The 21,005-nt window shown below is 38.0% G+C and carries 20 protein-coding genes and 1 pseudogene; 12 read left to right on the top strand and 9 right to left on the bottom strand.

Going from position 1 to position 21,005, the window contains the following annotated elements; genetic code table 11:
• Window positions 1-4 precede the first annotated feature (4 nt).
• The 4 genes from AAC852_RS15285 (at window position 5) to AAC852_RS15270 (ending at window position 6,404) form a co-directional block, all read left to right on the top strand.
• Window positions 5-313, top strand: coding sequence for a LysR family transcriptional regulator (locus tag AAC852_RS15285; RefSeq protein ID WP_047684528.1), 309 nt, complete (start codon window positions 5-7; stop codon window positions 311-313).
• Between the two features lie 140 nt (window positions 314-453).
• Entirely contained in the window at window positions 454-1,350 is an 897-nt protein-coding gene (locus AAC852_RS15280; RefSeq protein ID WP_340621741.1) for a YwqJ-related putative deaminase, read from the top strand.
• A gap of 237 nt (window positions 1,351-1,587) precedes the next feature.
• The gene (locus tag AAC852_RS15275) at window positions 1,588-3,873 is read left to right on the top strand and encodes a ligand-binding sensor domain-containing protein (protein WP_340621740.1); all 2,286 of its coding nucleotides are present in this window, start codon (window positions 1,588-1,590) and stop codon (window positions 3,871-3,873) included.
• Complete coding sequence (locus AAC852_RS15270; protein ID WP_340621739.1) at window positions 3,837-6,404, top strand: cytotoxic necrotizing factor Rho-activating domain-containing protein; 2,568 nt, start codon at window positions 3,837-3,839, stop codon at window positions 6,402-6,404. Before AAC852_RS15275 ends, AAC852_RS15270 begins: the two co-directional genes overlap by 37 nt.
• Before the next feature lie 600 nt (window positions 6,405-7,004).
• On the opposite strand, the gene pyrB is transcribed toward AAC852_RS15270, so the two are convergent.
• Window positions 7,005-7,943, bottom strand: coding sequence for an aspartate carbamoyltransferase (pyrB, locus tag AAC852_RS15265; RefSeq protein WP_340621738.1), 939 nt, complete (start codon window positions 7,941-7,943; stop codon window positions 7,005-7,007).
• A gap of 58 nt (window positions 7,944-8,001) precedes the next feature.
• Window positions 8,002-8,256 (bottom strand): hypothetical protein, encoded by a 255-nt coding sequence (locus AAC852_RS15260; protein WP_340621737.1) that lies wholly within the window; start codon window positions 8,254-8,256, stop codon window positions 8,002-8,004.
• Between the two features lie 294 nt (window positions 8,257-8,550).
• Between AAC852_RS15260 and AAC852_RS15255 the strand changes: the two genes are divergently transcribed.
• Both AAC852_RS15255 and AAC852_RS15250 read left to right on the top strand, forming a co-directional pair.
• Window positions 8,551-9,147 carry a hypothetical protein gene (locus AAC852_RS15255; RefSeq protein WP_340621736.1) on the top strand — a complete coding sequence of 199 codons (597 nt, stop codon included), beginning with the start codon at window positions 8,551-8,553 and terminating at the stop codon, window positions 9,145-9,147.
• 42 nt (window positions 9,148-9,189) lie between these two features.
• Complete coding sequence (locus tag AAC852_RS15250; RefSeq protein WP_340621845.1) at window positions 9,190-10,182, top strand: IS630 family transposase; 993 nt, start codon at window positions 9,190-9,192, stop codon at window positions 10,180-10,182.
• A gap of 317 nt (window positions 10,183-10,499) precedes the next feature.
• Here the strand turns inward: AAC852_RS15250 and AAC852_RS15245 are convergent, their stop codons facing one another.
• Entirely contained in the window at window positions 10,500-10,652 is a 153-nt protein-coding gene (locus AAC852_RS15245; protein WP_340621735.1) for an MBL fold metallo-hydrolase, read from the bottom strand.
• 517 nt (window positions 10,653-11,169) lie between these two features.
• Between AAC852_RS15245 and AAC852_RS15240 the strand changes: the two are divergent.
• From AAC852_RS15240 to AAC852_RS15230, 3 genes and pseudogenes are all read left to right on the top strand, one after another.
• Window positions 11,170-11,445 (top strand): annotated as a pseudogene (locus AAC852_RS15240) (RtcB family protein); the annotation flags it as partial.
• Between the two features lie 68 nt (window positions 11,446-11,513).
• On the top strand, window positions 11,514-12,299 hold the full coding sequence (locus AAC852_RS15235) for a nucleotidyltransferase domain-containing protein (RefSeq protein WP_422824307.1): 786 nt from the start codon (window positions 11,514-11,516) through the stop codon (window positions 12,297-12,299).
• Window positions 12,300-12,802: 503 nt separating this feature from the next.
• Complete coding sequence (locus AAC852_RS15230) at window positions 12,803-13,156, top strand: hypothetical protein (protein WP_340621734.1); 354 nt, start codon at window positions 12,803-12,805, stop codon at window positions 13,154-13,156.
• Between the two features lie 90 nt (window positions 13,157-13,246).
• Here the strand turns inward: AAC852_RS15230 and AAC852_RS15225 are convergent, their stop codons facing one another.
• A complete protein-coding gene (locus tag AAC852_RS15225; protein ID WP_340621733.1) occupies window positions 13,247-14,374 on the bottom strand; it encodes an alpha/beta fold hydrolase in 1,128 nt (375 codons plus the stop codon).
• A 349-nt stretch (window positions 14,375-14,723) separates the two neighbouring features.
• The gene (argF, locus tag AAC852_RS15220; RefSeq protein WP_340621732.1) at window positions 14,724-15,737 is read right to left on the bottom strand and encodes an ornithine carbamoyltransferase; all 1,014 of its coding nucleotides are present in this window, start codon (window positions 15,735-15,737) and stop codon (window positions 14,724-14,726) included.
• Between the two features lie 231 nt (window positions 15,738-15,968).
• On the opposite strand from argF, the gene rraB reads away from it, so the two are divergent.
• Window positions 15,969-16,391 carry a ribonuclease E inhibitor RraB gene (rraB, locus tag AAC852_RS15215; protein WP_340621731.1) on the top strand — a complete coding sequence of 141 codons (423 nt, stop codon included), beginning with the start codon at window positions 15,969-15,971 and terminating at the stop codon, window positions 16,389-16,391.
• 85 nt (window positions 16,392-16,476) lie between these two features.
• On the opposite strand, the gene AAC852_RS15210 is transcribed toward rraB, so the two are convergent.
• The 4 genes from AAC852_RS15210 to AAC852_RS15195 all read right to left on the bottom strand — a co-directional run bounded on the left by AAC852_RS15210 (window position 16,477) and on the right by AAC852_RS15195 (window position 19,530).
• Window positions 16,477-16,980 carry a GNAT family N-acetyltransferase gene (locus AAC852_RS15210; protein ID WP_340621730.1) on the bottom strand — a complete coding sequence of 168 codons (504 nt, stop codon included), beginning with the start codon at window positions 16,978-16,980 and terminating at the stop codon, window positions 16,477-16,479.
• Between the two features lie 242 nt (window positions 16,981-17,222).
• Complete coding sequence (locus tag AAC852_RS15205) at window positions 17,223-17,996, bottom strand: amino acid ABC transporter substrate-binding protein (RefSeq protein WP_340621729.1); 774 nt, start codon at window positions 17,994-17,996, stop codon at window positions 17,223-17,225.
• A gap of 78 nt (window positions 17,997-18,074) precedes the next feature.
• On the bottom strand, window positions 18,075-18,839 hold the full coding sequence (locus AAC852_RS15200) for an amino acid ABC transporter ATP-binding protein (RefSeq protein ID WP_340621728.1): 765 nt from the start codon (window positions 18,837-18,839) through the stop codon (window positions 18,075-18,077).
• Window positions 18,823-19,530, bottom strand: coding sequence for an amino acid ABC transporter permease (locus AAC852_RS15195; protein ID WP_340621727.1), 708 nt, complete (start codon window positions 19,528-19,530; stop codon window positions 18,823-18,825). The genes AAC852_RS15200 and AAC852_RS15195 overlap by 17 nt, the downstream gene beginning before the upstream one ends.
• A gap of 393 nt (window positions 19,531-19,923) precedes the next feature.
• On the opposite strand from AAC852_RS15195, the gene AAC852_RS20055 reads away from it, so the two are divergent.
• Together AAC852_RS20055 and AAC852_RS15185 are read left to right on the top strand one after the other, a co-directional pair.
• A complete protein-coding gene (locus AAC852_RS20055; protein ID WP_422824306.1) occupies window positions 19,924-20,082 on the top strand; it encodes a transposase family protein in 159 nt (52 codons plus the stop codon).
• A 558-nt stretch (window positions 20,083-20,640) separates the two neighbouring features.
• Entirely contained in the window at window positions 20,641-20,952 is a 312-nt protein-coding gene (locus AAC852_RS15185) for a hypothetical protein (protein ID WP_340621725.1), read from the top strand.
• Window positions 20,953-21,005 lie beyond the last annotated feature (53 nt).

Genomic DNA, 21,005 nt, shown 5'->3' with positions numbered 1-21,005 from the left:
TCAGGTGTTTCTTTCAAAAGAATTAGCAAACTTTATTGTTGTAGCCAAAAATAAATCAATAAATAAGGCAACAAAGGAGCTTTTTATCACCCAGTCGCCAATTAGCCGAAGCTTAAAAAAACTGGAGTTCTCATTAGGTGTAAAACTTTTTGTCAGAAAAGGCCAGGGATTAGTGTTAACGGAAGAAGGAGAGTGCCTATACAATAAAGTGTTATCAATTTATGAACAACTTAAAAATATCGAAAATGATTATAAGGAACATAAATCTTTTTATTATCCTGTTTATAGGAACCAACATAATGATTTAATGTAATCATTAGATATATAAGCAATCTCTTCTAATTAACTTTAGATAAAATGGTGAAAAAATAAAATAGAAATGAATAATTAATTCATAGTGGTTTTTATTTATTTTAAATATCAACAAACTTTAATTAAGAATCGGAGGGAACAATGACATACAGTTATGACAACAAAATGATTTATAAAAAGAAATCAGAATTAAATAGAACTTTGGAAGCTTTGCATCTGGATATACCCGATACAGCGGGAGTCTCTGCTGCCTATCAGCGCGACCTGTCTTCTGTCATGATAAAATTCCAGAATAAAACAGATTCAATTCTTGAAGAATCCAAACAACCTTCGCCGCCCAAGCAAAAACCATCAGAGAAAAAGAAATATACCAAAAAGGCATTACAAAACTTTGCTGCCCATGCCGGCTATTTACATAACAACACTTATCAAGATAGTTTTGTTAATTTTAAAGACAATAATCATAACTTAGCCCCCGGAAAATTGTTTCAGGGAGTGGAACTCATTCCCCAAAAAGCGATTGAAATAAACAGACCGATAGGACCACGGAGAAATAAACTTGCCTATGATATCGAAGATATATTTAGAAATAATATGGCAAATGAATATCGGGTAACAAAGACTTCTGACTTTATTACAGGATTGAAGGATATGTATAAAAAAAATGGGCAAACGCTACACCCGATGACTCAACGTCTGGTTGAAGAACATATCGCACATAACGGGGGCATCTTGCCAACAATGGCAGGTATTGCCGGCCTGCATGCTGAAGTACAAGCGTTGAACCTGATATTTATTGCCGCAGATCAGAATGAACCTCTCAATCCAGCCCGTTATGACAAGGCCATGCTTCAATCATCAATTTTCACCAAACGGTTAACCACTGCAAATGCTGGACAAGACTTCCCGGCCTGTCATAACTGTTCGGGGATTATCCAATCACCGGCTAATGTGATTACGGGGGTGGTTAGCAGTGCGGGCAGCAATTTTTCTAATCAGGTCGCAAAACGCCATCGTTCCCAGTCATTAAGCCATTAAATGATTCCTTTTGTGAATCTGGAAAATGTTTATTACCGAAAAGTGACCATTTTTCATCAAGTGTTCTTTCTGCCACCGCCTTTCCTGAGAGTATGGTTTTGCAATTTCGCCGTATCGTTTTCGTCATACGCTAGCAACTGAGTTGACGAAATCATCAGAGAATAAACTACTCATCATAAAATACAAAAATTAGTTAGTATCTATACTTGCATAATGAATTAAAGGGAGGAAGTTATTATGCCATTTAATGAATCTATTATTTTAAAACCGGGGAAAAAACCTCAATCAGTTAATCAGAATAATATCTCTGGTAAAGGTGGAAATAATGTCTCGCATTCGATCATATGGTGGACGAAAAATAAATGGAAGAACTGTGAAATGATACAGCCTGGTGACGGAAAGTTACCTCCTATAACCCCTCCAGGTTTAAGTTTTACCTCTGAAAAAACGGATAATGGCAGGAAAATACATTATTTTATTTCAGTTAATGGACTTTACTGGCGTTTTAAGCCAATTAATGAAAATCTGACCAGTGGTTATATCTTAAATTCTAGAGGTGATAAATTACGTATTTCATATTTAAGCAGTAAATCAAAAAGGGGAGAGAAGTCTTGGAGGTTAAAAAATAGAATAGATATTAATAATTATATTGTAGAGTCAATGTTCAAATATACTCAATACTCAGATAATATAGGAGGATTATTGAAGAAAGAATTACATAATATTCTTTCTGTAAGAAAAAAAATAAAATTTATTGCTCTTATGAATAGACTTGATCATGTGCTTACAATAAAGTTTTTCCAGGCACATGAAGGTAATGATCTGGAAAAAGCGCTTTATATGTTATTGGCAAAGCAAGAAATATACAATAAGCGTAAACATAAACGTACAGATGAGCAAAAAATTTTAGATATTGTTAAACAACCGCTTAATCAATCTCTTTTAGATACTTATTTTGTGGCATTTTCTTCCGAGGAAATAAAGCAAGACCTGTATAAAAGCCTTCTCCAAATTGAGATCTCAGGAGATGACAATGAGATAAGAGCGGAAAGATCCAGGTTAAATAGACGTTTTGAAAATGCTAAAGAAGTTTTATCGAAAACTAAAAAGTCAAAGGAGAATTATTGTGAAAAAATTAAACATCTTAATTTTTTACTTGATGAATATGATTTTTCTGTTATAGGGAAGAGTAAATCTGAGATTGAAAATACCCGTAATAATTTGGCTAACGATATTGAAAAGCTGAATATCAAACTTGATGGATTAAGAGAAAAAGAAAGAGTGGAAGAAAATGATTTAAAAACTATTGAGGAAAAACTGAAGGAATTTGAAAAAATATTAGATATATATAAAGCAGGCATTGATAAAACAAAAAAGATATTATCTTCCGTTGGCGTAGAAAATGAAAGAAATCATAAAAAATTATATGACCAGAGTAAACCAGAATTTGAATATCAAAAAGCTTTCCTGACTCTGGTACAGGAAGAAATAAAGATAAAAGACAGAGTACGTGAAAGATATAGTGATGAAGAACGCCGTAACTTGCAGATATTAAACATTGCTAAATACCATCTTTCTACTTTGCGATATTTAAAAAGTGAATATGGCTATGAGTCAAACCAGCATCATAAATCTGTTTCTCATAATCAAGGATTAAATGATTTTATACTCATTAATTATTTTGAAGGATGGCGCCATAAAAATAACCTTATTTCAAAAATTGATATAGAAACTCCGTTGGCAGTGGAAGGGAGTAATATTCAAGTTCCAATTATGGGATTATTAAAAGGAAATATACCAGAAAGTATTAAACAAAAGATCATTTTTCCTGATGGAATTACAGATGAAATGAAACAGGATTTACTGGTTGATGATCTAAATAATAAAATAAATGCGTTTAATTATACTGTTATTGAAAAAATTAAGAGGCTGTTTACCGCAGAGGAAGCGGTGAGAAAGATTTTAACACCTTATGAATATATTCAATCTAGAGTTAACGCATTATCTGGTGGTCGGGTTAATTTAGAACAACAAGTTGAGCTTAAAATTGAACCTGTTATACCTGATAAATGTAAACTAAAAATAAATAGTTATTTTGGATCATGCCAGAATATTTCTGATACTATAATTAAAAAATTCTCGGTTTATGAATTAATTCTTAAAATAGATCAAAAAGAATTTAATAAGACAGAATATGGAAATAAAAATATAAAATATTTAATGAGTAGTGATGTTGAGTATGTTGTAAAGGAATTAGATGATATTTCAGTGGATTATGAAAACTATATTAGCAGTTTTAGAAATAATGAAGATGTAAAATATTACATCAATGAGGGTATTAATAAACTGCCAGGTTCATCTGGAACAACATTAGAAGAGTTTCTTGAACAATATACCAAATACATGGATGAAATAAGTTATTCAAATAGTGAAATTATTTCTGATTATTTTCTTGTTGCTTTGAGGGAGATTTTTGATGCGGGTTCATGGTACTTCCTCTCAGTCCGATGGCGGGCTATTTAACCTCTATAACGGCTAATACGATTATTCCTCTTATACAGTCTGCAATAGCAAATACCAGTGAGGAAAGTCAGGCATTACAAAAAGAAGCTTTGATTAATTTTGCTGTTTCAACCGTCATGGATTCTGTGTTCAATAACAAAGAGATTTGTCGGAAGATAGTTCAAGGCGGAAAAATAATCAAAGGTAACAGAGGGTATATCACTAATAGATTTAAATTTAAGAGTATTAATTTAGACTATAGGAGTCATCCTCAAGTAATTAAAGCGAATATAAAAAATATTCCTGGTTCAGGGACTAATCCGTGGATATTAGAAAATATCATAAGGAGAGATAGATGGTTCTTAGATAGAAAGTACAGATCAAAATATAATAAAAAGAAAAAAATAAATATTTTTCAATCCTATTTTCTGGGTGATAAACTCACAAAAAGCACGCCTGGTCTTAAGGCAGAATGGCGGCAAATGGATGTATCATTGGATAACATATCACCTGAAAATGGCATATATAAAATAAGGCCAGATAATGCACAAACAATGCAGGAGTTTAATTATTATATTAAACAGAACGATGATGTTTATCAGGTAAAATGGGATAATTGGGATAACACATGGCGAGTGATTGATCCTAAACATCCTGGTCAGTTTAGTTATGCAACGCCAGTCAGATTGAATAGTGATAATTTATGGGAAACACATGCAGATGTGGGGTTAAAGGGAGGTGGACTCAGATATCCATCTAAAAAAATAAATCACCTTTCCCATCTCTCTGAGGAACAAGCACGAAAAATACGTTCACTTGTTTGGACAGCAAAAGATAAAGCAGTTAATACATTAAGAAAAGCGAGTAATCGAGTTAAAAGTACTAAGCCCGATGACGTACAAAAGGTGAATAAGGCTTTTGAGATTTTTATTGGCGCTTCTTCTGATGCTTTTAAAACCAGGTATTTGGCTAATATCAAAAAGCAAAGTGAAGTTCTGGATAAGTTTAAGGTTTCCGCAGATATGGTCTATCAGGGAGGCTATAAAATGGAAAATCCTTTTGTCCTTTTTGAGACCCAATATGTTAATCATGTTGCTAGTAGCAATCATACACAGACACCTATTACTGCGTTTATCGATGGTATTATAGATGCTAATCATCGACTGAAATATCCAAAAGAAAAGTTTGAAGATTTTGTTTCTACGGCATTGATTCATGAAAGCTACCATATCATTAATAAGGATTCTCCTGATTTTAATTACCCAAGAATGCAGGGTGATTCTCTGGATATTTCTACATTGGTTTCTCTAACTGATCCATTACTTAGAAATTTCAAAATTAGTGATATGGATATGATGCATAAAGTATTTGCACATGGTTGGGGGACGGATATTTTTAACACATTACTAAATGCACCTGAGCTGAATAAAACTGCCATAAAACAATTGGCTAAAGACAGACTGGCGATTTCCAATGAGCGGGTATGGAAAAATCCTGATAATTCTTCTTATATGACAGTATTAATCAGTTTAATTGATACTAATCCTGCTCTTTACCATGCATTTGTTAAGAAATATGATATCTGGAAACTTGAACCCAATAAGCCATTATTGTGGGACTTTAACGGCGGAAGTGCTGGTAAAGCGATAGAATTTGAAAATACCGATATTGGAAAGTTAAGACATGGTGATGTTAGCCCTTTAGAAGGAAGAGGGCTCGCAACCGGAAGCCGCACTGATAATATTAATCTTAAGTTTGACTATATCAGGAATGATAAAATCATTTCTATGTCAGCCAGTAAACTTTTCAGCATGGATGACATGATGAATGACAATGGCCAGTTACGTGGTGTAATGAATACCTGGAAAGGCAGTGCCATAACGTCGAAAGCTACCGATGGTACGAGGCCTGGAATATGGGGAGATAAATTTACACTGAGTGATAACGTTAACTTTATCAATGTGGTTAATGGCCATTCTGGTACGGTGGCCATTAAAATGCCACTAAGTGAAATAAAAGAAGGTAAGCCGTTGATTATTAATGCGGGTAGATTATGTGGATGTACAATGGTTTATGCCGTTGAGGGTGGCTACTTCTATGCTTATCATGCAGGGCAGCGTGTCGGGGATAAAGGCTGGTTAACGAGTCGTGATGGCGTATCAAGTTTATATGAAAGTCATCTTAAATTAACTAATAAACCGTTACCTGACAATAAGATGGGAAGAGAAGATATGTCTAATGACGATCTTGTTGATATATTTTCTCAATATGAAAAAAGTGTTATTACCTATTTTGGTAAGAGTATTTCAGCAGGTAAAACAACAAGAATCATGAAACAAAATCCCCATGTCAGTATGTTTGATTATAACCAGGTATTAGCTGATGCTGGTAACCCAAGATTTGGTCTTTCCTATGCGTTATTGGCTAAGGATGGAGGTAAAATAAAAATTAAGGTATACAGCGAGGACTTATTAATCGATATAGGTGAAGGTGCGAGTAAAAATGTGAAGCTTAAGAAATTATCCGGTGAGGAGTTTATTCTGAAAGAATAGTTTTTTGATAAACTCATTTGCTTTTTTGTTCATTTACATGATTTATTTTTTCGTTATCCGCTTATCCAATCCCAGTAAGAAATTAGAGGATATTACCTTTATTTATGGTGATCTTTTCTCTGCTATACCCGCAGGAGATGTATCTCATTGCTTAAGGGGAATTAATAAAGTTTGTGTGCGAATCCGAATTCTATTGTTCTGTGTAGGTTATTGTTCTGTCTAGGTTATTGTTCTAGTTGTTTGCAGGCAAGCTTTCCCAACCTCGCTATGCCGTCAAGATGTCTTGCATCAAGTTCAAACAGACTGCCAAACGTAGACAATTATTAAATGATTGATTTACCGAACAAAGTAATCCAGGCATACATAATATTTTTTCATCCAGTGCAGAATGAAAAAGAAGTAACGTATCCAAGCCTTAACTATGCATAATATCCCTTCTGAAAAAGATATTATTATTACAGTGAGCAATAATAATTTAGTTACATCAACAACAGAGAATGGAGTAAAGCATTTTTCAAAAAATAAGATTATGACCAAAATATAATTCTCTTGGTCATAATATTAACGGCTGCTTATTTTTGTAAATAAGCTATTGCATTATTACGCGATAACGGCATTCTCATTTAATACCAGTGACAGCAGTGCCTGACGGGCGTAAATACCATTACCTGCCTGTTGGAAATAGTAGGCATAAGGCGTTTTATCCACATCAACAGTAATTTCATCAATACGTGGCAATGGATGCAATACTTTCAGGTTATCTTTGACATTAACCAAATCCGCTGCGCGCAGTACAAACTGGGCTTTGATATTGGCGTATTCAGAAGGATCAAGACGCTCTTTCTGTACACGGGTCATATATAGAATGTCTAGCTCTGGCAATACATCTTCAAAGTTATTGTGAATGCTGTAATTCACCTGTTTTTCAGCCAGCATATGCAGAATGTAATTCGGCATGGAAAGGGCATCTGGTGCGATAAAGCAGAAATGGTTACCTTCAAATTTTGCCAGTGCCTGTGTCAATGAATGTACGGTACGCCCGTACTTCAAGTCGCCTACCATAGCGATTTTCAGTTTATCCAGCTTGTTTTGGGTTTCCTGAATAGTAAACAGGTCGAGCAAAGTTTGGGTTGGGTGCTGATTCGCACCATCACCCGCGTTAATGACCGGTATATGACCGGAAAATTCAGAAGCAAGACGAGCGGCTCCTTCCTGTGGGTGACGCATCACAATCGCATCAACATACTGGCTGATAATAGAGATAGTATCGGCCAGTGTTTCTCCTTTTTTGCCTAGAGACGTATTACTGCTGTCTGCGAAGCCGACTACAGATGCTCCAAGCCGTTGAATCGCTGTTTCAAAAGAGAGACGGGTACGCGTAGAGGCTTCAAAAAAGCAGCTAGCGATAACCTTATGTTTCAGTAAGTCAGTCTGTGGATTGGCTTTCAGTGCTGCTGCCGTCTGCAATACCAATTCAAGATCTGTGCGGCTCAAATCATTAATTGAAATGATATGCTTGCGATATAACGGGTTAGCCATGTTTACATTCCTCTTTTATGACTTTTAGCCTTTGACTGGGCAGACGAAAAAAAGCCCCTCAATTGAGGGGCTTTATAAATGATCGGTTTAGCAATGGGAAAAACAATACGTCCAGGCTGCCAGTTGGCAGTGCTTTGTTGGATTGATATTTTGCAACGTTATCTGTGGCGCAGTATTTCATGTTTTCTCCCAGCAAATCGTCGCGCATTATACTCACGATTGTATTCATCGCAAGGTTTGTGGAAGAAATTTTTGTTTCAACCAGTGGTTCATGAGCGAGGCCAAGGAGGATATTATACCCTTCGTCTGTCAAGTTATCTCTTTGTTGGCTGCACTCGCTCATCCCGGCCAAATAGTTATGACCACATAGTTATGACCACATAGTTATGACCATATAGTTATCTATGCTCCAGTTTGTCGTTCCTTTGCCGCCGCGGTGCAATTTGAAATCTATTGGCTATATTCGCCTTTGTCACTCAAACCGATTGCCATTTTGTTTATTGGATTTTTGTGTTTTTGATAACTATATAAAACATGACATTTATTTTAATAATCGGGATTATAATGCGTTAGTTTATATTTTTTTCATCAAATAAAGGGGTGGTATATGCCATTTTCTCCTCCTTTTAGAAATGAGTTTTTTGAAGGTGATCTGATATATGGTTTAACTGATGAAAGAGAGCGTTATATCAGTCGCTTTGATAAATTTAAAATCGTTAAACATAATCTTACTAAATCCACTTCTGGACAAGAATTCTCTAAACCGGCAATGATTAATTATTATTTAATTCCGGTTGAAGAGAGAGAAATGGTGTCTTTTTTAGACAATTTTAAACGTTCAATGGGAAATAGGCAAAGAACCCCGACTCAAAGTCTTATTAATAAGGCAAATGAATATAAACGTTATCTTAATGTTGTTGCATTTGAGGAATATGGAAAATATAAAGAAAGTTTCTATTCTCATCTTAAAAAACACAATAAATATTATACCGTGTTGGATGAAAATATAAGTAAGAATAATGTCACTATAGGAAGGAAAAGTAAAGGGGGATTATCATGGGTAACAATGAGCGATTGCCAACTTACTGGGGATATGCATATACACTTTATCCTTGATGAAATAAATGTAAGAGAAGTCGTAGATAAAACAAGAGATTCTATAACTGCAAAAGAATTGAGGTGGATTTATACCAATCATCATTGAAGATGCTTGATTTCTTATCCGAATCAGATCATGCTTGCAACCATGAAAATTCATCTGACACCAGACCAAAAACACGCCCTCGAACTGATGCATGATACAACGCGTGATGGACGCGTTCGCGACCGCATCAAAGCGGTTCTTTTGGCTTCCGAGGGCTGGACTGCTCAGATGATTGCTCAGGCCTTACGTATTCATGAAAGCACTGTCAGTCGTCATCTGAAAGATTATTTCAGTCAGGAAAAACTCGCCCCTGAAAATGGCGGTTCTGAAAGCCATCTGTCTGCCCGGCAAACCGCTGAACTGGTGGATTATTTGACGGTGAATCTGATGCATACTACCGCACACATTGTGGCCTATGTCCAGGCACGCTGGCAGGTTTCGTTCACCGTGGCCGGGATGACCAAATGGCTTCACCGTCAAGGGTTCAGTTACAAGAAGCCGAAAGGGGTTCCTCATAAATTTGATGCGGATAAACAGCAACAATTTATTGAGGCCTACCACGCCCTGAAAGACGAATTCGGTCAGAATGAGCCGATTCTGTTTATTGATGCTGTGCATCCCTCACAGTCTACAAAATTAAGCTATGGCTGGATAAAATCAGGGGTAAAGCACGTCAAAATGATTGAAACTACAGGCAGCCGTACCCGACTCAACATCATGGGCGCCCTTAATTTACAGTGTATTGAAGAGACTATTATTCGTGAATATCCGAGCATTAACGCGGAAAATGTGGCGTATTTTTTCGGTGCCATTCGAGAAACCTATCCGCTTTCGCAGAAAATTCATCTCATCTTGGATGGGGCGGGTTATCACCGTACCGATTTGGTGAAAGATATCGCCGAGATCCTCAACATTGAGTTGCATTACTTGCCACCTTACAGTCCTAATCTCAATCCCATAGAGCGATTATGGAAATATATGAACGAGCAGGTGCGTAACAATGTCTACTTCGCCACACCGAAAGTGTTTCGCGAGGCAATTCACTCCTTTTTTCGTGTCACACTCCGGGAAAAAGCGGGTGGACTCGCTTGTTGATTGAATGATAATTTCCAGATTTTGAAACCGGCATCTTCAAGTTAGATTGGTATACAGACACAGAAATAATAGAAACGTTGCTGGCAAAATACAATTTTGGTTGAATCAAGAACCCATTTATCCGCCCTGGGTTTCAGATGAAACATTATGGGAGAATTATTATCGGCGCAATATACTTAACCACGATCTATCCGGGGAGTTTTCTAAGTTATTTAATATGATGTAATTAGCAGTTATACCCAATGGATTCACGGGCCACGGGGAACACGATCCTGATTCAGTTTTTGGGCATCAAATGCAGCGCTTATTATGCTCTTCTACAAACGGGCGTATTCCTTTTGGGGCCATATAATGTTAAAGGAGAGGTAGGATCTCCCATTTAAGCGGCTATACCGTAAGCCCGGCAAACCAAAGATATGATCACCGTGTAAATGGGTGATAAAAACCTTTCTAGTTTGGGGATCATTCACGATGCACTGTGGATCGTTTGTAAATCCATAATAAAGCAGGTGACATTGCGCTCATTAGCGGGAATCCTGTTCTGGTGCCCAAGAATTTCAATTCTATATCATTTTTTCCTATACGCTCTATCTTGCAAGTTGGCTCTGTTGACAAAAACGGTACGGAAAAGCGCAGGGCGACATGCTCAATCTGGTTTGCGTTTGTCTAATGTTGTACCCAAAACGTCAATAGCAACTCTGTGTTTCATCCCTTTCCCTATCATTAGATTATCTTAATTTACAAATAACGAGACAAAAAGATAAGAAAATCAAATAGCAAAATCTATTGTCGAAAATGGATAAAAATAAAAACGATTATTTTTCAAAATAATAAAAAATGTTTTTATGTTTTTCCAAAGTTAGCACAGGATTGGTAATAACAAGATTGGCAATAACGATAAGTGTTAACGCACTGATGAAGTCGCATGGAGTTCTAAGCAATTAAAGGAGAGCAAAAATGAAAACAATTGAAATGAAAACAACTGAAATGAAAACCAACGGTTATAACTCATTGACGCAAGAAAATGGTGCCCCGGTAAAAATGTGGATGCATGGCGTCCCTGTTGAACCAGAAGCCATTACTCAATTGCAGAATACCGCCAAGATACCTTTTGTATTTAAACATCTGGCGGTAATGCTGAATGTTCATGTCGGTAAAGGTTCTGCCATCGGTAGTGTGATCCCGACTCGTGGTGCCATTATCCCGGCGGCGGTTGGGGTGGATATCGGCTGTGGAATGATAGCAGTCCGTACTTTGCTGGTGGAAGTTGTACATACTTTGCGTCAGGTCGTTTGTGTAAAAGGATAGTAAATAGAAATAGGTAAGAAAAAATGGAAAGGGAAATAGTCAGTCTAGTAATGAAAAAGCGTATCAAGAGGGAACTGGATAAGATAGAGAAAAAATATGACGTGCACATATTGTACGCGTGTGAATCGGGTAGCCGTGGGTGGGGTTTTGCTTCACCCGATAGTGATTACGATGTGCGGTTTATTTATGTCCATCCTATGGATTGGTATTTGAGAGTAGAAGCAGGACGGGATGTTATTGAACAGTCAATTAACGATAAGTTGGATATCAGCGGTTGGGAGCTACGCAAGACCTTAAAATTACTGAAACAGGCAAATCCAACATTAATGGAATGGTTGGATTCCCCCATCATCTACCAGGCAAATGCGGCAGCAACCAATGGATTGAAAACGCTGGTGCCACATTTCTTTTCGGACATTAAAGCGCGTTACCATTATCTCTCAATGGCGAAGAAAAATTTCCAAAGTTATCTGCAAGGTGAAGAAGTCCGGCTAAAAAAATATTTCTACGTATTGCGCCCGTTATTGGCTGCCCATTGGATTGAAATGGGCAAAGGTGTACCGCCGATAGATTTTGAAACGCTGGTGGAAGGAACAGTACATGATCCTCAATTAAAAGCAGAAATTGCCGATCTGCTGCGAATTAAACGATCTGCAAGTGAGGTAAAATATGGTTTGCGTAAGCCGAAAATTCACACATTTATTGAATCTGAACTTGATGAAACATTGGCGCGTTGTGAGCTGAATGATAACTGTGAACATAATCAGGAATTACTTGATAACTATTTGAAATGTTGGGTAATGAGATGATGCTAAAACAAAAAAATAAATAAAAGAATGCCGATTACTGAGGGGAAATATGGATCAAATCGATATATGAGTGTGATTTAACTTCATTAGTAAATGTTGTCTTATCCTTTATCCTTAAGGATAAAAAATAATAGTTATGGACTCCCTGCTGGCGTTTATGGTTGTCTAATTCACGGGTATTAATCCTGATTGAGTGTCGCGTTGGGTTTGAAAACTTGTAACGGCAGAGGGAGACGCCTTTCAGCACTATTTTTTCAGCACTATTCAGTACTATTTGGAGTTAATATACTTGGAATTAATGTACCTGTAAGATAAACACGCTCTGATATATTCTCTGTCCCTTACTATATTCAAGCAGCTTTAGGACGGGGGAGGATATCAAACGTGTCAGCTTCCGGTTCGTAACGGAATTTAGTTGACAAAAACTGTTCCTGTCAAATATATGAGTATGAAATAACATCATAATTAAGCATTCTTTCGTGCTCTTATTTTCGGAGATAAAAATGACAGTTTTGGATTCCTTACTTGCCTTTACAGTTGCGGCTACACTGTTAACTCTCACTCCTGGTTTAGATACCGCTTTGATTTTAAGAACAGCCGCGGCAAAAGGCGGAAAAAAAGCTTTTCAGGCTGCACTTGGGATCGATACCGGATGTTTGATATGGGGAGCGATGGTGGCATTTGGTTTAGTGGCAATTCACGTCATACTCGGCACGCTATGGTCATTGGCCCTGATTTATGCTACCCGGCCTTTTTCCCATATCTTACGTCGTGGAAACGTTATTAAATGGATGAATCGTACGACTGGCGGATTGTTTTTATTTTTTGCGTTTAATTTGGCGTTAAGTCGGCGCTAACTTTGTGTCCAAGGTAAATGGATGCAGTCAATAAAGCGGTAACTTGAAAGATGGCAGTTATGTAGGATGGTTCCCTATTTTTAGTCATTATTAATTGATGAATTCAATATCGTTTAAGTTATTTTTGATTAAATCTTCCCCATTGAAAAAGTGAATAAGCAGATTGGCCAGTACATCTGGGCGTTCTACCATGACAAGATGATCTGATTTTTTTATGGTGGTAAATAGTGAGTTTGGAAAAATAGATGCGCAAATTTTAACATTTTCAGGCGGTGTGATGATATCGTATTCACCGGTTGTAAATAAAACGGGCTTGTCAAAATTGACTGCTCTCTCATATTTCTTTTGGTTCAAAAGACGCATTTGGAGATGCTTATATCTTTCTCCTTGATGTTGTGTTGATTCTAATAGTGTTTTTTTCAAAAGTTTATAGGTCGTTTCTTTTCCTAATATCTCAATGCCTGGTTCGAGACAGAGAAGGCTTGAAATTATCTTCTCAACAGACTCCTCATATTTTCCCTCAATCAGTAATTGTAACGCTGTATTTAGTCTGTTTTGAATGTGAAGTGGCTGAGTAAGTGCTGTGCCAACTAATGCGGCTTTATTAATCCTGTCAGGCCATTGATACGTAAACGCCAGGGCGATAGCTCCACCGTATGAAATACCAATGAGGTTTATTGTCTGCAAGGAAAGGACATCTAAAATATGCCGTGTACATTCGGCAAGAAACGCAAAGCTTTTATTGTCTGGAATATTGTCCGCAGATCCTATTCCCGGTAAGTCAACCATAATTAAAGGGCTGTCATCTTTGAGAAGATATTCAAGATGAGGTAAGGAGTACATATCCTGGAAACCACCAGCTATAACTAATTTGGGGACTACTGTCGAGGTATTTATATCACCAATAACACGAAAGGCATATTTTACTCCATGCCACTCAATTTCCCTTCTGTCTTGAGGTGGAAGGCGGTAACTGGAATCAATAAAAGCAGCGAGGGATTCAACATTTCTAAATCTAAGTACGTCACTCCAATCTATTTTCTTTCCTAAGTTTTCCTCAATAGAAGTTTGTATTTCAACTAATGAGATGGAATCTGCCCCAAGACTGAAAAAATCATCTTTAATATTCATCGATTCTACGAGTAGCACTTCCTGACATATTTTCAGCAATTCATTTTCAGTGCTATTTGGTTTGCGATTTGGTAATGATGTTGCCATATCGAGCTCCTATCATCATTTAATTAATCTTATATATTGATTGTCGTTTTGTGAAATGGGTAACTTAAGATTAGATGATTTTTTGAATAGAGTCAGGTTTCAGAATACAGAAAATGAACTATTTTTCTACTAAAAAATAACGTAATAAAATTATCATTAAATGATATTATCGGATAGCATTGATAATGCCGGAGGATTAATAAGGCAGCCTTACACGGTAAGTTGAATTCAAAAATCATGGGGGAGAGATTATAGATGCGTTATCCCCATGGCTGCCTGATAATATGTTTCAAAAACAGTGAAATGGTCATTTAAGTAGTGGTGGATTGCTGATGGCTGTCACATCAAATCACAAATTCAGATCTTGTACCAACGTTGCTACCATGACAGCTTTAATGGTATGCATACGGTTTTCTGCCTGATCAAACACAATGCTGTGTTCTGATTCAAACAGTTCATTAGTGACTTCCAACCCACCATACAGATTGAACTCTTCCGCTAATTGTTTACCAAGTATCGTTTCTTCATCGTGGAAAGCTGGCAGACAATGCAGGAATTTCACATTCGGATTCTCCGTCAATTTCACAACATCCATATTGACCTGATAAGGCTTTAATAAGGCAATCCGCTCTTGCCAGACGTTTTTAGGCTCTCCCATTGAAACCCAAACATCGGTATAGAGAAAATCCACATCTTTAACGCCCATTGTAATATCTTCTGTCAGTGTGATCTTACTCGCCGTTTTTTCGGCTTGTTGTTGACATTCTGCCACCAGCTTAGGATCTGGCCAGCAGGCTTTCGGGGCGACTAAACGCAGATCCAAACCTGTTAATGCGGCTGCTTCTAACATTGTATTACCCATGTTATTACGTGCATCACCCAGATAGGCCAGTTTTAGTTCTGTGAGTGGTTTTTGACTATGTTCCTGCATGGTCATGAGATCTGCCAGCAGTTGAGTCGGATGAAATTCATTTGTCAGTCCATTCCAGACAGGAACACCAGCATACTTCGCTAATGTTTCGACAATTTGCTGTCCATAGCCACGATACTGAATACCATCATACAAACGCCCAAGTACCCTTGCAGTATCTTTGATAGACTCTTTGTGACCGATTTGGCTGCCATTGGGGCCTAAGTAAGTGACATTTGCTCCCTGGTCATGGGCTGCAATTTCAAACGCACAGCGTGTTCGGGTAGAATCTTTCTCAAAAATCAGGGCGATATTTTTTCCTGTCAGTAAGGGAGATTCTTTTCCTGATTTTTTATTCGCTTTTAATTTAACTGCCAGTGTTAAAAGTGTATCAATTTCTGAGGGATTATGATCAAGTAATCTCAGAAAGTGACGTTGGAAAAATGGATTCATACAGCATTTTCTCCATGGGCAAAATATTGAATTATTATTCACTATATATCGATAAAAAATCTAATTGCAACCCCTATAATATGAATCGGTAATTTGAAGATCATTAGGATAATTAGGATTCATTCAGTTACGGCCTGTATTTTCTGTTTAACAAAATTGGATAGCTATATCCTTTGTAGGGAAAAGATGGGAGAATGCGAAACAGGATAGCCAACTGACAGGGGGATTGGCATGGCAGACCCACATGCATTAGAAGAACAGCGTGAAGAAACTCGCTTGATCATCGAAGAATTATTGGAAGATGGTAGTGATCCTGATGCGCTTTATATTATTGAACATCATTTTTCGGCAGAGGATTTTGATCGTCTGGAAAAAGCTGCTGTTGAAGCATTTAAACTGGGTTATGAAGTGACAGATGCGGAAGAGCTAGAAACAGAAGATAGCGTAGTTTTGATGTGTTGCGATGTGATCAGTGAAAGCCGTCTGGATGCTGAACTGATCAATGTACAGGTTGAGCAACTGTTGGATCTGGCTGAAAAAATCGGCGTGAATTACGATGGTTGGGGTACCTATTTTGAAGATCCGAATGCGCCGGATGATGAAGATGATGATGGTGCTCTCTTCCCGGATGAAGATGAACCCAGACTTCACTAACTTCTTTTCAAGAATTGGCTGACTAATCTATGCCCCGCATAAACCGTGGGGCTTATTTATTGAAATCCATAAGCTATAGAGCTTGTTATAGTGCCTTGATCATTCTGACTTCGCAATCACTGTGCCCGGTATTGCCCAATGGTTGGTCAAGATAGCTGAAGCCCAGTTTTTTATATAGCGCAATGGCTGCTTTCAGCTCTGCCGTAGTTTCTAGATAACAGCGTGTAAAACCTTGTTCTGTGCCGAACGCCAGAGATTGTTGCACGATTTGTTTGGCAACGCCTTTTCCCCGCAACACCGATGAAAGATACATTTTTTGTAGTTCACAGGTATCATTGTCACCACCTGCCAGTGGAGCAATCCCTCCACCACCAACGACTTTACCCTCCATTTCAACAACCCAGTAAGCACTACGTGGCTGGCTGTAAACTTCGTAGAGGGTATCCAGAATAGGATCGGCGACAGCAAAACCTTTGTCAGCGGTTAAACCATGTTCGGCAGATACTTCACGAATAACAGCAGCGATGTCTGCATTATCTTGTTGGGTGATGGGACGGATGATGTAATCGTGTGTTGTGCTTTTGGTCATTTTCTTACTCTTTGTATTTTTATTTTCTGATTAAGGATAATCCGAGACAGTAGGTGTGTTTCGGAAAGTACGCGATAAGGAGCGTGGATATTGGAATCATGCTTCAGATTATCATGATGTTGTTGAGGTATGATGATTAGATTGATACTCAGTGAAAAATAAGTAAATAAAAAGAATTCACTAAAATGATAAAGAAGACGGCATCATAGCGATGCCGTAGTGTTACGAATTGAGGTGATAAATTATTTCGCAATATCAGTGCCGAAATATTTCTCAGAAATGCGGGCATAGGTTCCATCATTTTTCATGTCTTGCAGTACTTTATTAATGGCTTCTACCAATTCCGGGTCACCTTTGCGCAGCAAAACGGCAGATTTACTTGCATCAGTTTGCTGTGCAACAATTTTAACTGGTGCGTTAGGTCGATGTTTTTTGAAATCTAAAAATGACAGACGGTCATTTAAGGTTGCATCTGCTCGTCCGGTGACAACTAAGTCAATGGATTGGTTAAAGCCATCCGTACTGACTAAATTAGCCCCATAAGATGTTGCTAACTGACCATAGTTACTGGTCAGAGACTGCGCTGAGCGCTTTCCTTTGAGATCTGCGAATGATTTAATATTGTTGTTGTTATCCTTGGTGATTAAAGCAACCTGAGATGTTGAGTAAGGAATCGAAAAGCTGTACTTGGTTTTCCGCTCTGGGGTGACGCCCACTTGGTTAATCACGGCATCAAAACGTTTGGCATCCAGCCCCGCAATCAGTCCATCCCATTTCACTTCCATAAACTCTGGTTTGACATTCAGGCGATGCGCAATTTCTCTGGCGATATCCACGTCAAAACCCGTGAGCTTGTTAGTGGCATCATGGTAGGTAAAAGGAGGATATGTGCCTTCTGTTCCAATCTTAAAGACGCCAGAAGATTTTATGGCATCAAAATCTTTACCGGCATAGCTGGTAGCAGAAATAGCAAGGGTAGCGGTACTAGCCAGTAATAATTTCAAGAATACTTTCATTGTTTTTCTCCGAAGCAGTTTTCTTCAAATCAATTTATTCAAACTAAATTTTTTTCAGACTAATGGTGGCACGGTGCTCTATATTTCCCAATCCGGTAAGGTTTCTGTCAGGGTTGAAATAAACTCGACGGTACGCTGTTGATTTGGGCGGGTAAACATGTGCTTGGCACTTCCTGATTCAATAATTTCACCGAATTCCAAAAAGACAACATCATGAGCCAGATTCGCAGCCAGGCGCAGATCGTGTGTTGCCATTAACATGGTTGTTCCTTCGTCCGCAAGTTGTTTCAATACTGAGACGACTTCTTTCGATAACTCAGGATCAAGGGCTGAAGTGGGTTCATCACATAATAATACTTTGGGAGATGGCGCCATCGCTCTGGCAATGGCAACGCGCTGCTGCTGACCTCCTGATAATGTGGTTGGCCAGGCATCAGCCTTATGGGACATATCCACTTTTTCCAGTAATTCGATTGCTCGTTCCCTGGCCCGTTCACGTGGCCATTTCTGTACCCAAATCAGCCCTTCCATGATGTTTTCAATTACAGTGAGATGAGGAAAAAGCTGGAAATTCTGAAATACCATACCAGTTTGCAGGCTAAAGCGCTGGATTTCTTTATGAGGCAGTCGTTCTTTACCCGTAAATGTGATTTTTTCCTTGCCGATCACCAGTTGACCCGCTTGCGGAATTTCTAACAGATTAATGCAACGCAACAGAGTACTTTTTCCACTGCCGGAAGGCCCGATAAGCGCTGTCAGACTGCCTTCCTGAATCGTCAGGTTAATGTTTTTCAGCACTTTTTGTCTGTCAAAACTTTTTTCAATGTTAGAGAGCTGAATCATCTTTGACTTCCTTATGATTGCTATTTTGAGAGTATTGCCGGGAGAATTTCTTTTCCAGACGAACTTGCAGTGCCGATAGCAATGAACTCAGGATCAGATAAAGAATAGCTGCTTCGGTGTATAGGATCATGGGTTGGTAAGTCACGGCTGCGATGCGTTGTGCAGCCAGGAACATCTCTGGCACGGTAATCACAGAAGCCAATGAGGTATCTTTTACCAGTGAAATAAAGGTATTGGACAACGGAGGAATCGAAACTCTTGCCGCTTGTGGCAACACAATCCGACGTAAGGATTGCCACCAACTCATGCCGATGGAATGGGAAGCCTCCCATTGTCCTTTGGGAACGGAATTCAGAGCTGCGCGGATCACTTCCGAGGTATAGGCACCAACATTCAGGGTAAAGCCAATCACGGCAGAGGTGAATGCTTCCAATGTAATGCCGATACTAGGCAAGGCGTAAAATATCAGGAATAGCTGAACCAGTAACGGGGTTCCACGGATCAACCAAACATAAAAACGTACAACTGCAACCAGTGGCTTAGGGCCGTAAAGCCTGATCAGGGCAACAATAAACCCAAGTGTAAGCCCAAGAGCAAACGTAATCAGGGTAAGGGGAATAGTGAATGTCAGGCCTGCGTAAAGCATCGGCCAAAAGGAATCCAGCGCTAAGCTGAGCCAGGATGGAGTCATATATTGTTCCTATATTTTATACTTTTCGTCTTTCAAGTTATTTATCTCTTTGTTGGCCGGGCAAATTCGTTCCCTTGCCGTTGCGATGCAATTTGAAATCCATTGGGTATATAGCCTAACTTCAAAAAGTATTTATTTTTTATGTGATTGTTTTATTGATGATATGGCAATAAGAGATCATAGTTATATAAAATAAAGTTATAGCTTAGAACTAATGGATAATTTGGAATATAAGGGAAATATGGCGTCACTTGATATGGAAAGATCAAGAGTCTGTTTCATCAGACCAGAGCAAATGGGCTAACTTGAACACTTGGATCAACAGTGTGCTTTCAGTACATAATCTCACTGATCCACTGGCTTAACCGTACTAAATAGTATTCTTTTATCGACATGCTCACCATAGCGATTTGTTCGGTTATCTGTGGTTGTGAGAGTTTCAATGCCATTGAAGAATGCGGGAAACCTAAAGAGGATTGGTTCAGTCAATTTCTTCTGTTCAATGGAATTCCCAGCCATGCTCTTGTCTATGAGAATCTACTAATAAATTAAATTTCAGTGTAATAATATTTTTATATATTTAAATGCACCATAATATATTGTTTATTATGAATTTTAAATATAATTTAAACTCAAATAAATAATAAATAATGTCATTTTTCATCAATGTAAATAACGGAGAGAGATTTTATTCACGGCTTGATTTTTATTAATTTCTGCTATAATTAAAAGATATATAAACATGTGGTTTTTCAACCTTTATATTCGCTAATGGTTAACTACCTCTGCCAGGTTATTTTTTAAAAATAGATTTTAATGAAGAGTGTAATAATATCTTTTCCGGGCTGAATAAAAACAGCCTTAATGTAGTATTACTTCTTTTCCTAAGCGAACCCTTATTTTCAAACGGTAGGGATTTGCTTTGCAAATTGTTATCTTTCTTTTGGAGAAATAAAAATTATGAAAACATATAAGTTACTCATATCTATAATTATAGTGCTGAGTTGTTCGGCTTGCTCAAATGATATGAAAATAACAAAGGCAGTACATTCTCTAAAGCCTGACCCTGCTGCTCAGACACCGCTCTTCATGGTCTCCGGAGTCAACTATATGAAAGAATGTGGAAGAGGTTATGTTGTTGGGGTATGGTCAAATGCTAATAGCTGGAATGAGTGGGCGGTTTGGTTATCAGAAACAGGACGGAGTTGGAATAATAGGGATACCAAAATTTTTTGGGCTTACGGTAAGTTAAGCACTAATAAGGATAGTGGAAAGAACGCTTATGCCACTATTCTGGCAGCCCAAGCCAGTGGACAGAAGGTAGTACTATTGGATGATGAATTTGGAGCTCGATGTAACACATGGGGTTCTGGCACATATGAAGGCGCACAATTCAATTCAGTACAAGCCTGGTTCCCATAATTGTGAATTATTTTTCTGGTTTCTCTGAAGATTTAGAGAATTTCTAAGGGAGA

This window comes from Xenorhabdus siamensis (assembly GCF_037996745.1).
GTDB classification, from domain to species: Bacteria; Pseudomonadota; Gammaproteobacteria; order Enterobacterales; family Enterobacteriaceae; genus Xenorhabdus; species Xenorhabdus indica.
This window is presented reverse-complemented; position numbering and strand designations above follow the sequence as displayed.

Coding starts and splice junctions, on each gene's coding strand:
- AAC852_RS15280 (WP_340621741.1), top strand. CDS start 454: ATGACATACAGTTATGACAACAAAATGATTTATAAAAAGAAATCAGAA.
- AAC852_RS15275 (WP_340621740.1), top strand. CDS start 1,588: ATGCCATTTAATGAATCTATTATTTTAAAACCGGGGAAAAAACCTCAA.
- AAC852_RS15270 (WP_340621739.1), top strand. CDS start 3,837: ATGGTACTTCCTCTCAGTCCGATGGCGGGCTATTTAACCTCTATAACG.
- pyrB (WP_340621738.1), bottom strand. CDS start 7,943: ATGGCTAACCCGTTATATCGCAAGCATATCATTTCAATTAATGATTTG.
- AAC852_RS15255 (WP_340621736.1), top strand. CDS start 8,551: ATGCCATTTTCTCCTCCTTTTAGAAATGAGTTTTTTGAAGGTGATCTG.
- AAC852_RS15250 (WP_340621845.1), top strand. CDS start 9,190: ATGAAAATTCATCTGACACCAGACCAAAAACACGCCCTCGAACTGATG.
- AAC852_RS15235 (WP_422824307.1), top strand. CDS start 11,514: ATGGAAAGGGAAATAGTCAGTCTAGTAATGAAAAAGCGTATCAAGAGG.
- AAC852_RS15230 (WP_340621734.1), top strand. CDS start 12,803: ATGACAGTTTTGGATTCCTTACTTGCCTTTACAGTTGCGGCTACACTG.
- AAC852_RS15225 (WP_340621733.1), bottom strand. CDS start 14,374: ATGGCAACATCATTACCAAATCGCAAACCAAATAGCACTGAAAATGAA.
- argF (WP_340621732.1), bottom strand. CDS start 15,737: ATGAATCCATTTTTCCAACGTCACTTTCTGAGATTACTTGATCATAAT.
- rraB (WP_340621731.1), top strand. CDS start 15,969: ATGGCAGACCCACATGCATTAGAAGAACAGCGTGAAGAAACTCGCTTG.
- AAC852_RS15210 (WP_340621730.1), bottom strand. CDS start 16,980: ATGACCAAAAGCACAACACACGATTACATCATCCGTCCCATCACCCAA.
- AAC852_RS15205 (WP_340621729.1), bottom strand. CDS start 17,996: ATGAAAGTATTCTTGAAATTATTACTGGCTAGTACCGCTACCCTTGCT.
- AAC852_RS15200 (WP_340621728.1), bottom strand. CDS start 18,839: ATGATTCAGCTCTCTAACATTGAAAAAAGTTTTGACAGACAAAAAGTG.
- AAC852_RS15195 (WP_340621727.1), bottom strand. CDS start 19,530: ATGACTCCATCCTGGCTCAGCTTAGCGCTGGATTCCTTTTGGCCGATG.
- AAC852_RS20055 (WP_422824306.1), top strand. CDS start 19,924: ATGCTCACCATAGCGATTTGTTCGGTTATCTGTGGTTGTGAGAGTTTC.
- AAC852_RS15185 (WP_340621725.1), top strand. CDS start 20,641: ATGAAAGAATGTGGAAGAGGTTATGTTGTTGGGGTATGGTCAAATGCT.